General features: G+C 65.1%; 9 protein-coding genes. 7 read left to right on the forward strand and 2 right to left on the reverse strand.

Features of this window, described 5'->3' with window-relative positions:
- The first annotated feature begins 84 nt into the window (after positions 1 to 84).
- Genes BX592_RS18040 through BX592_RS18055 form a run of 4 tightly spaced genes read left to right on the forward strand, consistent with a single transcriptional unit; the run spans position 85 to position 5408 of the window.
- Complete coding sequence (locus BX592_RS18040; RefSeq protein WP_377681545.1) at positions 85 to 639, forward strand: NAD(P)H-dependent oxidoreductase subunit E; 555 nt, start codon at positions 85 to 87, stop codon at positions 637 to 639.
- Complete coding sequence (locus BX592_RS18045) at positions 636 to 2192, forward strand: formate dehydrogenase beta subunit (protein ID WP_134193181.1); 1557 nt, start codon at positions 636 to 638, stop codon at positions 2190 to 2192. The genes BX592_RS18040 and BX592_RS18045 overlap by 4 nt, the downstream gene beginning before the upstream one ends.
- A 25-nt stretch (positions 2193 to 2217) precedes the next feature.
- Positions 2218 to 5154: a formate dehydrogenase subunit alpha gene (gene fdhF / locus BX592_RS18050; RefSeq protein WP_134193182.1), complete on the forward strand. Its 2937-nt coding sequence runs from the start codon at positions 2218 to 2220 to the stop codon at positions 5152 to 5154.
- An 8-nt stretch (positions 5155 to 5162) separates the two neighbouring features.
- On the forward strand, positions 5163 to 5408 hold the full coding sequence (locus tag BX592_RS18055; protein WP_134193183.1) for a formate dehydrogenase subunit delta: 246 nt from the start codon (positions 5163 to 5165) through the stop codon (positions 5406 to 5408).
- Positions 5409 to 5543: 135 nt separating this feature from the next.
- Here BX592_RS18055 and BX592_RS18060 read toward each other — a convergent pair whose 3' ends face one another.
- The gene (locus BX592_RS18060; protein WP_243849604.1) at positions 5544 to 7430 is read right to left on the reverse strand and encodes an FAD-dependent monooxygenase; all 1887 of its coding nucleotides are present in this window, start codon (positions 7428 to 7430) and stop codon (positions 5544 to 5546) included.
- A gap of 441 nt (positions 7431 to 7871) precedes the next feature.
- Here BX592_RS18060 and BX592_RS18065 point away from each other — a divergent pair, with 441 nt between their 5' ends.
- The 3 genes from BX592_RS18065 (at position 7872) to BX592_RS18075 (ending at position 11871) form a co-directional block, all read left to right on the forward strand.
- The gene (locus BX592_RS18065; protein WP_134193184.1) at positions 7872 to 9722 is read left to right on the forward strand and encodes a tetratricopeptide repeat protein; all 1851 of its coding nucleotides are present in this window, start codon (positions 7872 to 7874) and stop codon (positions 9720 to 9722) included.
- Between the two features lie 159 nt (positions 9723 to 9881).
- Complete coding sequence (locus BX592_RS18070) at positions 9882 to 10421, forward strand: GNAT family N-acetyltransferase (RefSeq protein ID WP_134193185.1); 540 nt, start codon at positions 9882 to 9884, stop codon at positions 10419 to 10421.
- Between the two features lie 271 nt (positions 10422 to 10692).
- Entirely contained in the window at positions 10693 to 11871 is a 1179-nt protein-coding gene (locus BX592_RS18075) for a hypothetical protein (RefSeq protein WP_134193186.1), read from the forward strand.
- A 145-nt stretch (positions 11872 to 12016) separates the two neighbouring features.
- Here the strand turns inward: BX592_RS18075 and BX592_RS18080 are convergent, their stop codons facing one another.
- The gene (locus tag BX592_RS18080) at positions 12017 to 12703 is read right to left on the reverse strand and encodes a DUF2968 domain-containing protein (RefSeq protein WP_134193318.1); all 687 of its coding nucleotides are present in this window, start codon (positions 12701 to 12703) and stop codon (positions 12017 to 12019) included.
- Positions 12704 to 12911: the final 208 nt, after the last annotated feature.

Raw genomic sequence — 12911 nt, forward strand, 5'->3', positions numbered from 1 at the left:
GTTTGTTCCTATTGCGAAAGGCGGATCACACGCCTATCGTTCGCTGTATTCATACTGAACAAGCAAAGCATAGATGCACACTTTATGAAAGACAAGTGCATATGTGACTTTGGAGGAGCCCCCACTGTGGAACCATCCACCGCCATCGCGCCGGACGATCTCGTACAGCGACACGCGCGGCCGGGCATGTCGCTCGTTGCCGTGCTGCACGCGATTCAGGATGACGTCGGCTTCGTGCCACCCGCCACGGTCGCCCCGCTCGCGCGCGCAATGAATCTTTCACGCGCCGAAGTGCATGGCGTGATCACCTATTACCATCACTTCCGCCAGCAGCCGGCCGCGCCCGTCACGGTGCAGCTGTGCCGCGCGGAAGCGTGCCGCAGCATGGGCACCGAAGCGCTCGCGAAGCATATCGAATCGCGCACCGGCTGTCAGTTCGATGCGCACAAGCACGGCAATGGCAATGGCAATGGCAGCCACGAGCACGGCGCCGTCGGTCTCGAATCGGTGTACTGCCTCGGTCAATGCGCGCTGTCGCCGGCGATGATGATCAACGGCGAGTTGCACGCGAAAGTGACGCCGCAAAAGTTCGATATGCTGCTGGCCGCAGCGATGAAACAAGTGGAGCAGCCGGCATGACGCGCATCTATGTTCCCTGTGATTCCTCCGCACTCGCGCTCGGCGCCGACAAGCTCGCCGCCGCGATCGTCAATGAAGCCGCGCAGCGCGGCGTCGCGATCGAACTGGTCCGCAACGGCTCGCGCGGCCTGCTCTATCTCGAACCGCTCGTCGAAGTCGAAACGCCGGCGGGCCGCGTCGGCTACGCGAATGTCGACGCCAGCGACGTCGCATCGCTGTTCGACGCAGGCTTCGTCGAAGGCAACGCGCATCCGCGCGGCGTCGGCCTCGTCGAAGAGATTCCGTATCTGAAGAAGCAGCAGCGTCTGACCTTCGCACGCATTGGCATTACCGATCCGCTGTCGACCGACGACTACGTCGCGCATGGCGGCATCGAAGGCCTGAAGAACGCGCTGGCGATGGAGGGTGCGGCCGCCTGCGAAGCGCTGATCGAATCGGGCCTGCGCGGCCGCGGCGGCGCCGCATTCCCGGCCGGCATCAAGTGGCGCACCGTGCTGGGCGCGAAGGCCGATCAGAAGTACATCGTCTGCAATGCGGACGAAGGCGATTCGGGCACCTTCTCCGACCGCCTCGTGATGGAAAGCGACCCGTATGTGCTGATCGAAGGGATGATCATCGCGGGCATCGTAACCGGCGCGACGGTCGGTCATATCTACGTGCGCAGCGAGTACCCGCATTCGATCGCGACGCTCGAAACGGCAATCGGCAAAGCGCGCGCGGCCGGCTGGCTCGGCGACAGCGTGCTCGGCTCGAAGCACCGCTTCGAGCTGTTCGTCGCGAAGGGCGCGGGCGCCTATGTGTGCGGCGAAGAAACCGCGCTGCTCGAATCGCTCGAAGGCAAGCGCGGCATCGTGCGCGCGAAGCCGCCGCTGCCAGCGCTCGCCGGCCTGTTCGGCAAGCCGACCGTGATCAACAACGTGATTACGCTCGCCACGGTGCCGATCATCTTCGCGAAGGGCGCCGCGTTCTACAAGAACTTCGGCATGGGCCGTTCGCGCGGCACGCTGCCGTTCCAGATCGCCGGCAACGTAAAGCAAGGCGGTCTCGTCGAACTCGCGTTCGGCTGCACGCTGCGCGAACTGATGTATGACTACGGCGGCGGCACGGCGAGCGGCCGGCCGGCGCGCGCGGTGCAAGTCGGCGGCCCGCTCGGCACGTATCTGCCGGAAAGCCAGTGGGATATCCCGCTCGACTATGAGGAATACGCGAAGGTCGGCGCGGTCGTCGGCCACGGCGGCCTCGTGGTTCACGACGACACCGCGAACCTCGCGGATCTCGCGCAATACGCAATGCACTTCTGCGCGCTCGAATCGTGTGGCAAATGCACACCGTGCCGGATCGGCTCGACGCGCGGCGTCGAAGTGATCCAGCGCATCCGCAATGGCGACACGTCGACGAAACAGGTCCAACTGTTGCGCGATCTGTGCGATACGATGGTGTCCGGTTCGCTGTGCGCGATGGGCGGCATGACGCCGTATCCGGTGGTATCCGCGCTCGACCATTTCCCCGAAGACTTCGGTCTCGCGACCACTGCGCCGAAAGCGGCCGCCTAACTCACGAGCCACCAGGAGCCCAAACATGTCCGACGTGCTCAATCCTTCCGCTGGCGGCTGCGGCTCCGGCAATTGCGCCTGTAAATCGCAGGCAATGAAACAACGCTCGCCGTTCGACGACACCGACTACGGCACGCCGCTGCGTCACGCGGACGTCGACGTCACGCTCGAAATCGACGGCGAGTCGGTCACGGTGCCGGCCGGCACGTCGGTGATGCGCGCGGCGATCGAAGCCGGCGTCAACGTACCGAAGCTGTGCGCGACCGACTCGCTCGAGCCGTTTGGCTCGTGCCGTCTGTGCCTCGTCGAAATCGAAGGCCGGCGCGGCTACCCGGCATCGTGCACGACACCGGTCGAAGCCGGCATGAAGGTACGCACGCAAACCGATCGTCTGCAATCGCTGCGCCGCAATGTGATGGAGCTGTATATCTCCGATCACCCGCTCGACTGTCTGACCTGCCCCGCGAACGGCGATTGCGAACTGCAGGACATGGCCGGCGTCACCGGCCTGCGCGAAGTGCGCTATGGCTACGAGGGCGACAACCACCTGAAGGACAAAAAAGACGAGTCGAACCCGTACTTCACGTACGACCCGTCGAAGTGCATCGTCTGTAACCGCTGCGTGCGCGCGTGTGAAGAGACGCAAGGCACGTTCGCATTGACGATCGCCGGCCGCGGCTTCGAATCGCGCGTCGCGGCGAGCGAAAACCAGCCGTTCATGGACTCCGAATGCGTGTCCTGCGGCGCATGCGTCGCCGCGTGCCCGACCGCGACACTGCAGGAAAAGAGCGTCGTGATGCTGGGCCAGGCCGAGCACTCGGTCGTCACGACCTGCGCATACTGCGGCGTCGGCTGCTCGTTCAAGGCCGAGATGAAGGGCAATACGGTCGTGCGCATGGTGCCGAACAAGAACGGCGAAGCGAACGAAGGCCACGCCTGCGTGAAGGGCCGCTTTGCATGGGGCTACGCAACGCACAAGGACCGCATCACGAAGCCGATGATCCGCGAAAAGATCACCGACCCGTGGCGCGAAGTCAGCTGGGACGAAGCACTGAACTATGCGGCGTCGCAATTCCGCAAGATCCAGGACAAGTACGGCCGCGACTCGATCGGCGGCATCACGTCGTCGCGCTGCACGAACGAAGAGACGTACCTGGTTCAGAAGCTGGTGCGCGCCGCATTCGGCAACAACAACGTCGACACCTGCGCACGCGTGTGCCACTCGCCGACCGGTTACGGTCTGAAGACGACGCTCGGCGAATCGGCCGGCACGCAGACTTTCGCGTCGGTCGAGAAAGCGGACGTGATCGTCGTGATCGGTGCGAATCCGACCGACGGCCACCCGGTGTTCGGCTCGCGACTGAAGCGCCGCGTGCGCGAAGGCGCGAAGCTGATCGTCGTCGATCCGCGCCGCATCGATATTGTCGATACACCGCACGTGCAGGCGTCGTATCACCTGCAGCTGCGCCCGGGTACGAACGTCGCCATCGTTAATGCGCTCGCGCACGTGATCGTCACCGAGGGTCTGCTCGCCGAGGAATTCATCGCCGAGCGCTGCGAAACGCGTGCATTCCAGCAGTGGCGCGATTTCGTCTCGCTGCCGGAAAACGCGCCGGAAGCGACGGCCGACGTGACCGGCGTGCCGGCGGACCAGGTTCGTGCAGCCGCGCGCCTCTATGCGACCGGCGGCAACGCGGCGATCTACTACGGCCTCGGCGTGACTGAGCACGCACAAGGCTCGACGATGGTGATCGGTATCGCGAACCTCGCGATGGCGACCGGCAACATCGGCCGCGAAGGCGTCGGTGTGAATCCGCTGCGCGGCCAGAACAACGTGCAAGGTTCGTGCGATATGGGCTCGTTCCCGCACGAACTGCCGGGCTACCGCCATATCAGCGATCCGATTACCCGCGCGCTGTTCGAAGATGCGTGGAGCGTGCAGCTGCAACCGGAACCGGGCCTGCGCATTCCGAACATGTTCGATGCGGCACTGCACGGCACGTTCAAGGGCCTGTACTGCCAGGGCGAAGACATCGTCCAGTCCGACCCGAATACGCAGCACGTCGGTGCGGCGCTGGAGTCGATGGAATGTATCGTCGTGCAGGACATCTTCCTGAACGAAACCGCGAAGTATGCGCACGTGCTGCTGCCGGGCTCGACCTTCCTCGAGAAGGACGGCACGTTCACCAACGCGGAACGCCGGATCTCGCGCGTCCGAAAGGTGATGCCGCCGCTGGCCGGCTACTCGGACTGGGAAGTCACGATCCTGCTGTCGCGCGCGCTCGGCTACGAGATGGACTACAACCATCCGTCCGAAATCATGGACGAAATCGCACGCCTCACGCCGACGTTCCATGGCGTGTCGTTCGCGAAGATCGACCAGCAGGGCAGCATCCAGTGGCCGTGTAACGAGCAGGCGCCGAACGGCACGCCGACGATGCACATCGACGAGTTCGTGCGCGGCAAGGGCAAGTTCGTGATCACGAAGTTCGTCGCGTCGCCTGAAAAGGTCACGCAGAAGTACCCGCTGATCCTGACCACGGGCCGCATTTTGTCGCAGTACAACGTCGGCGCGCAGACCCGCCGTACTGAAAACTCGCGCTGGCACGAAGAGGACCGGCTCGAGATCCATCCGCACGACGCGGAGGAGCGCGGTATCAAAAACGACGACTGGGTCGGCATCGAATCGCGTTCGGGCCAGACCGTGCTGCGCGCGAAGGTCACCGAGCGGATGCAGCCGGGTGTCGTGTACACGACGTTCCACTTCCCTGAGTCCGGCGCGAACGTAATCACCACCGACAGCTCCGACTGGGCAACCAACTGTCCGGAATACAAGGTGACCGCGGTGCAGGTGATGCCGGTCGAACAGCCGTCGCAATGGCAGAAGGACTACTCGCGCTTCAATACCGAGCAGCTCGATCTGCTGAGAAAGCGCGAACTGGCCGCCACGTCCGGTAAATGAGGTGAACGATGGACGAAAATAACCTGATCGACATGGCGAACCGGATCGGCGACTTCTTCGAATCGATGCCGGATCACGAAGAAGCACTGGCCGGCGTCGCCGATCACATTCGCCGCTTCTGGGAGCCGCGCATGCGGCGGCAGTTCATCATCGCAATCGACGAAGGCCGTGCGGATGCGTTGACCGCGTTCACGCGGGAAGCCGTGACCCGCTATCGCGAGAAGTTGATGCCGGCGGCGCCTGCCGCGGTATAAGCGGGTTGTTGCGCGCGACCGGCTTGTCACGCGGTTGAGCTGTTTTGATCAGAAGGCCGCCCGAGCACCGGGCGGCCTTCTGCTTTCTGCTTCCCTGCATGCAGGACGAGCGCCATTCGCGGAAAGCGAAGTCTTTCAGGTCAGCGCGGTCGGCGGCTCCGGCACCGCGCCTTTCGCGAACCACGATTCGCAGTGGCGCAGCAGACCGTGCAGATCCGACGACACGCGCCCGCGCGCGCAGACATACCCGTCCGGCCTAACCAGATAGAACGACGGCCGCGTGCGCCCATACGACTCGGCCAGCAACGGTCCACGATCGCCTGACGCATCCGTCACACGCCAGGTACGCACCGCGCCCGGCAGCAGCGCTTCAACGTCGGCTACCAGCCGATCGATCTGTTCGGCGCGCACGGGCTTCAGGCGCAATGCGAGTTCGGGTTTGTCGAGCGGCACATCGTCGTCATCCACCGGCGCGACGAGCACGAACAGTGAGAAAAACGCCGGATCGTGCAGGTCGAACACACAGCCGGTACCCGGCGCACGGCCGAGCGGCCCGTCGACCACGTGAACCAGCGCATCGGGTGCCCGTTCGCCGGCACGCGGACCGCCATCGAGCACACGTTCGAGCGTCAACGGACTGCGCCGGTACTGGATCGCGAGTTCGCTGATCTGCGCGCGCGCCGCATCGCGCAGCGGCCCAAGCGACGCCAGCACCGGCATCACCCGATCGCGCAGCAGCTTGAGCGGACCATGGTCGGCCTCCGCCATATGCGTGATGAAGTTCGATTGCCGCAGCACTTCGCGCTCGATCGGATGGCGCTCGAGGTGGTACGTATCGAGCAGGCGATCCGGCGCGCCGCCGCTTAGCACGCGCGCCAGCTTCCAGCCGAGGTTGAAGGCTTCCTGTATGCCCGTGTTCATGCCCTGCGCGCCCGCGGGGCTATGCACGTGCGCCGCGTCGCCGGCGAGAAACACGCGCCCGACGCGTAACTGCTCGACGATCCGGCTATTCAGATGGAAGTAGCCGGACCATCTAAGGTCGGTCAATGCGAGCGGATGATGCACGCGCGCCGCGGCCAGCGTGCGGCATGCATCGAGCGTCGGCGCGCAGGCCGGGTCCGCCGCAGGGCGGGACGCGGCGAGAGACTCAGCGCTGGACGCAGGGTGCGGGTTACCGGACGCTTGCGGCGACACATGCGACAGTGTTCGCGCTGCGGCATGCGCGGATGCTTGCGCCGCTGTCTCTGCCGCCTTATGCGCGCCGTCGCCGTGACCGCCCGCAGCGGCCGCAGCGGCCGGCGCTGCGTTGCCATCCGCGGGACCCAGCGCCGGATGGTCGGCGATCAACCGGTAGCGGCCATTGCCCATCGGAAACAGCGCGGCCAAGCCGTCGCCGGACGCGAAGATATGGAACTCGTCGTCGGGCCAGTCGGTGTCACCCAGAAGATCGGCCAGCAGAAACGTCTGCTCGAAAGTCTTGCCCGCGAAATTCATCCCGAGCCGGTGACGGATGCTGCTATGCGCGCCGTCCGCCGCGATCATGTATGACGGATGCAGCGTCTCCGTGTGCCCATTCGAGCGCTGCAGCGTCGCATTGATGCCGGCCGAGCCCTGCGAAAACATCGCCAGCTCGATGCCGCGTTCGACTTCGACGCCGAGCGTTGCAAGATGCTCGGTCAACAGACGCTCGGTCACCGACTGGTCGAGAAACAGCAGATACGGGTAGCGGGTCTGCAGCGGGTCGAAGTCGAGGCGTGCGAGCCGCTGCCCGTTCGAATACAGATTCGCGGCGCGCGCGCGGTGCCCAAGTTCGAGAAAAGGTTCGATCAGCCGATGCTGTTCGAGTAGCTCGAGCGTGCGCGCCTGGATGCCGATCGCGCGCGAGTGCGGATCGGGGCGCGCCGCCTTGTCGATCAGCCGCACCGGGATGCGCGCGCGGGCGAGACTCATCGCCGCCGCGAGTCCGGTCGGACCCGCACCGACGATCAGCACAGGTGGCATGTCGAAGAAAGCGGCGGCCATGCAGACCTCCGGAAATCAACATGCCGCCTAGTGTACGCCGCTGGCCCCGCGCGCGACGCCCAACTGACGCCCTATGCGACGCGGATCGAAGCGCAAACAGCCGCGTCAATGCTGTGCGTGCAGCGGATGTCGGGCATGCAATCGCGCCCGGTGGCGCCGTCAACCGTCGCGTGATGATGATGCAAGCCGTGCGCATGACGGCACGTGATCGCTGTGACGGCCTGGTCACCACGCGTATCGCGCGAACCCTACGCTTCGTCATCCAAATGATTGCGTGCGGCGGAAAGTGGCCGACCAGCGGCTACGGTCGATCAGATCCGGCGCCGAATCATATAAACATAAATTTATATGTTACTTGCAACACTATCGTCCGCCAAATTTCGGGGCGCTTTCCGAGTGTGGGAGAATGCGCGTTTGCCTGTATAGCCCGTTTCACCCGTCATGCATCCAGTATTCGACCGCGCATTCGCGGCGCATCGTGACGGCCGCCTCGACGACGCCGAACGCGGCTATCGCGCGACGCTCGAAGTCGATCCAGTTCACGTGGACGCCCTGCATCTGCTCGGCGTGCTGCGCCACCAGCAGGGACAGCACGCGGAAGCCGCCGCGCTCGTCAAGCGCGCCGCCGACCTGCGCCCGCAAGATGCCGCGCTGCAACTCAATCTCGGCAACACGCTGAAGGCATTGGGCCAGCTCGACGATGCAATCGAGCGCTTTCGCAACGCGCTGACGCTCGCGCCCTCGTTTCCGATGGCGCACTACAACCTCGGCAACGCGTACGCAGCAGCCGGCCGCCACGAAGACGCGGCCGACGCGTTTCGCCGCTCGCTCGATCTGCAGCCGGAGGATGCGTCATCGCACAACAACCTCGGCAACGCATTGCACGCGCTCGGCCAGCATGAGGAAGCGATCGAATCGTTCCGGCGCGCGCTCGAACTGCGGCCGGGCCACGCCGGTGCGCACAACAATCTCGGCATGGCGTTCAACGCGCTCGACGAATCCGACCTCGCGATCGAGCAGTTTCGCGCAGCGCTCGCGGTCGAGCCGCGTTTTGCCGCCGCGCACTTCAATCTTGGCAATACGTTGCACGCGACCAACCGCTACGACGAAGCGGCAGCCGCCTTTCACGCAGTGCTCGCAATGCAGCCGCACCTGCCGCCGGCACTGTTCGGCCTCGGCAATGCACTGGCCGCGTTGGGACGGCATGCGGACGCACTGCCGCGTTTCGAACGCGCGATCGGTTTCGATCCGAAGTTCGCGCTGGCGTGGCTGGGCCTCGGCACCGCGCACCAGGCGCTCGGCGCGTACGCAGCCGCGCTGCGCGCGTTCGATGAGGCGCTGCGGCTGCGGCCCGACCTCGGTCTCGCGCATTTGCACCGCGCGGTTACGCATCTGACGCTCGGCAATTTCGAGCGAGGTCTGCCCGAGTACGAGTGGCGGCTCGAATCAGCGACCCAGCAGGGTGACCCGACGCTGCCGCGCTGGCGCGGCGAACCGGTCGACACGCGTACGCTATTCGTCTACGCGGAACAGGGCTTCGGCGACACACTGCAGTTCGTGCGCTTCGTGCCGCTGGCCGCGCAGCGCGCGGCGCGCGTCGTGCTCGAAGTGCAACCGCAACTCGTCCCGTTGATTGCACCCGCCGCGCAACAGTGGGACGTCGAACTGATCGCACAAGGCGCGCCGCGGCCGCGCGCCGATCTGCAAATTCCGCTATTGAGCCTGCCACTCGCGCTCGGCACCACGTTCGACACGATTCCCGCGCGCACGCCGTACCTCGCCGCGACGCCCGCCTATCGGCGCAAATGGCGCGGCTCACTGGGCGGCCATGCGAAGCGCAAGATCGGACTCGCGTGGTCCGGCCGCATTCAGAAGCAGGAGAATCGCGCGCTGCCGCTCGCGGCACTCGATCCTTTGTTCGCACTCGACGGCATCGACTGGATCGTGCTGCAGCCGGAATTGAGCGACAGCGAACGCGCGGCGATTGCGGCGCACCCGCGCGCGCAGTCAATCCATTACTTCGGCGCGCGGATCGGCGATTTCGCCGATACCGCGGCAGTCGTCGAGCGGCTCGACGCGGTTGTATCAGTCGATACGTCGATTGCCCATCTGACGGGCGCGCTGCGCAAGCCGCTGTGGCTGATGCTGCCGTTTTCGGCGGACTGGCGCTGGTTTACCGGCGACACGCGCAGCCCATGGTATCCGGGCGCGCGGCTCGTGCGGCAACCACGGCCCGGCGCGTGGGACGAGGTGGTCGCGGCCATCGCGCTCGCGCTGCGCGACGACGCGTAACGCGCGGCGACACACCCGCTCACCGACCGACTCGAGACTCGACCCTCCCGCCACGCGAAGCTGGCGGCGACGCAGCGCGGCCCATAGAATTCCGATATGCGGCGCATCGACGCGCCGCAGCCCTGTATTCGTCACGGACTTCCGCCCGATCCCGCGTTGATGCATTCCACCTCTTCACTTTCGCTGCGCACCGCGAGCGCAACCGACGCCGATCTGGTCGCATCGATTCACGCGGCGAGCTGGCAGGCGAGCTATCGCGGGCTGCTGCCGGAAGATTTCCTCGATAGCGAAGTCGTGCGCGAGCGCGCGACCTATTGGCACGCGCGCATGAACGCGCCCGGCGCGGACCGGCGCCTCGTGCTGATCGCCGAACGCCGCGCCGAGCCGATTGCGTTCGCGTGCGTCGAACGCCAGCCAGGCTCGCCGTGGGGCGCGCTGCTCGACAATCTGCATGCGCTGCCCGCCCATCAACGCAACGGCGCGGGGAGTTTGCTGTTGTACGCGGTGCAGAACTGGGCGCGCGAACAGGGCGAAACACAACTCTGCCTGTATGTGCTCGAAGCAAATGCCGCGGCGATCGCTTTCTACGAACGGCGTGGCTGGCGGCTGTCAGGCGCGGAGCCGGATCGCGTCGGCGGCGTCGATATCACGATGCTTCGTTATCTGTACCGTCTCGACGACGCGGCGCCGCACCGATAACTCCGTTTTCCAACGCAGCTGCCGCGCTTAAGCCGCACATGAGCCGCACACGAGCCGCAGGTAACCGGCGCGTAACGCGCACGCAACCTTCTCGCGACACCGTTTTCGGACTCGTCCGATCGTGCCAGCGCACGTGCCACGGCATCATCACGCACCCGCTGGCTATTTTATGAGACACCGTCGATCCCAAAGGCCGGCACGCGTGTCCAGCCAACGTTTCCGCATCCCGGCAAGGCCACGTATCTCTTATCAGATGGAGGTCTGCCGAGCGATGTCGACGAATATCCCTTTCATCCCGGTCGAAGGTGCCGTGGCGCTGCCTTCACTGCGCGCACTCGGTCCGATTTCTGAAACCTTCGGGCGCGAATGGGCGTTGCTGCCGCCTAACGTCAGCTTGCGCGTCGAATTGAAAGCGCTGTACGCGGCCATGTTACGCACGTTCTGCCTGTCGTCGAAGGCGTTTCGTTCGATGTGCAAGTGGCAACCGCAACACGCGCAGCCGACCGCTAGCGCGCGGGTTACCGCGGCCATCGATGCTGCATCGCAAGCCGGCCGCGTAGCGGCTGCGTCTGATCAAGCTGCGATTGGCATGCACAACGCGCAGTCCACCATGCGCGCGTCGCACGGTGCGTCGAATCTGCGCGTCGGCAGCGCCGTGGCGATCGGCGGTGCGGCGATGCTTGCGTGGATCGTGCTCGACCCTGCGCATCGGGGGCACGCGGGCGATCCCCTCACCGCGCCAGATATGCGTGCGTCGCAGCGCGACGCACGAATCGAAAAGCCGCGCGTGCCGGTCATCACGAGCGGCAACCCGGCCCATCATTCGATATCCGCCGACAATCGCGCGAACCACCGGTCGGTCAACCCGTCGATCAACGGCGGGAAATCGGATACCGGCCACGCCGACGTGGTCGATGCAACCACCGTCACCAGCTTGCACGCATTCGCGTCGGGACAATCCACAAAAGCTTCAGCACCACATCCGCTCACGGCTGCTCATATGCAAGCGGCCGGTTCGACTGCGCGACACACGGCCCAATCGGGCGCCGCGCGCAACGATGCGTCGCATGGCGCGGCCGCCTCGGTCACGGCAGCATCGGTCAAAGTCGCGCCGCACGATTCCGCACCGTTTCGCACACGGCACAGCAAAAACCCAACGTGGAGCGCTCGCGACGCGGCATTGTCGGCCCGGTCGGTCGCGAGCCGCTCCGCGACGGCGAGCCCGAAACCGTCAGTGGCGGGAGAGTACTCGTCCGCCGCCCCCCCCGTGATGACGGACAACGACTACGAATCCGTGACGATGTTTGCGCGCACCCACGGTGCAAACCCGGGTGCGCACGCCGCTGCGCCGCCGCGCGCGCAAGGCGACATGACCGCGAATGACACGTCGTGGATGAACCGCATGTCGCAGCGTCGCGTGACCGAGGTGCCGGATCTGTTCTCGCGATAACGGGAACCACCTCCCCTTCCGCAACACTGCGGTGCGCCAATCCATCCGCGCACACGCTCTTTTCGCCCCATCAGTAGACAGCCCGGTCGGTTCAGACCGGGCTTGTTCAGATATCCGTGTTTGCATCGATCCGATGCGCGTTACGCTACCGCGCCGCGGGCAACCCGGCTTCGCTTTGCTGCTGCAGTTGTTGCACCTGTTGCTGCAGCTGACGCAACTGCGATTGCGCCTTTTCCTTTTCATCGCGCAACACCAGCGCTTCATCGCGTGCCTGACGCTGATATTCGGCGACCTTCGCCTGCTGGTCGCGCGCGACGTTCAGATCCGCTTGCAAGCGCTGCGCGCGATCTTCGGACAGCCCGATCATCCGTTCGATATACGCGGTTTGTGCCTGCAGCTTCGCGCGGCGGATGTCGATGTCGGCGAGTTGTTCGGTCTGCTTCGCGAAGCTCGCATAGATTTCCTCCGCGCGCGCCTCGTCCTGCACCTTGATCACGCGCCAGAAATGTTTGTCTTGAAATAGCGCGACGTAGAAGGTCAGATCCTGCGCATAGAAAAACAGCGACGCGCCATATCCGCCGTTGTAAGTCGTGCGCAATTCATTGAGCGACGCGCTGTGAATCAGCCGCGTCAGTTCGGCGACGTCGCCCTGCGCGCCAGGGCCGGCGGGGCTCTTGTTGACCTCCGCGTGGGCGACGCCGGCAACGGCGCCGGCGGTCGCGAGCGAAGCGCCCGGCGTCAACACACGGGTCGCGCCGGCCGCGTCCGCGCCGTTGGCACCCTGCACGAAACCGCCATGCTGCAACATCGCGCAAGCGACGACGAACAGCATCGCGCGCCGAACCGATAACGGGGACTTCGTCACTGCATGCTCCATGCGATTCCGGAAAACAGCCGTGGATTATCGCGCGGATTGACAGTGAAAGAACGGCGTATCGCGGGACTTTAAATCGAGATGAGACGACGCATGACGGGCTTTCAGCGACCGCATCGGAAGGTCACGGCTGACTCACGCCAGTCGTAACCGTTCGTGCACCTAC

It is taken from the genome of Paraburkholderia rhizosphaerae, from assembly GCF_004366595.1.
GTDB lineage: Bacteria > Pseudomonadota > Gammaproteobacteria > Burkholderiales > Burkholderiaceae > Paraburkholderia > Paraburkholderia rhizosphaerae.

Excerpts from the sequence above, each read along its gene's own strand:
- BX592_RS18055 (WP_134193183.1), top strand. The coding sequence starts at position 5,163 with ATGGACGAAAATAACCTGATCGACATGGCGAACCGGATCGGCGACTTC.
- fdhF (WP_134193182.1), top strand. The coding sequence starts at position 2,218 with ATGTCCGACGTGCTCAATCCTTCCGCTGGCGGCTGCGGCTCCGGCAAT.
- BX592_RS18070 (WP_134193185.1), top strand. The coding sequence starts at position 9,882 with ATGCATTCCACCTCTTCACTTTCGCTGCGCACCGCGAGCGCAACCGAC.
- BX592_RS18065 (WP_134193184.1), top strand. The coding sequence starts at position 7,872 with ATGCATCCAGTATTCGACCGCGCATTCGCGGCGCATCGTGACGGCCGC.
- BX592_RS18040 (WP_377681545.1), top strand. The coding sequence starts at position 85 with ATGAAAGACAAGTGCATATGTGACTTTGGAGGAGCCCCCACTGTGGAA.
- BX592_RS18075 (WP_134193186.1), top strand. The coding sequence starts at position 10,693 with ATGTCGACGAATATCCCTTTCATCCCGGTCGAAGGTGCCGTGGCGCTG.
- BX592_RS18080 (WP_134193318.1), bottom strand. The coding sequence starts at position 12,703 with ATGCTGTTCGTCGTCGCTTGCGCGATGTTGCAGCATGGCGGTTTCGTG.
- BX592_RS18045 (WP_134193181.1), top strand. The coding sequence starts at position 636 with ATGACGCGCATCTATGTTCCCTGTGATTCCTCCGCACTCGCGCTCGGC.
- BX592_RS18060 (WP_243849604.1), bottom strand. The coding sequence starts at position 7,430 with ATGGCCGCCGCTTTCTTCGACATGCCACCTGTGCTGATCGTCGGTGCG.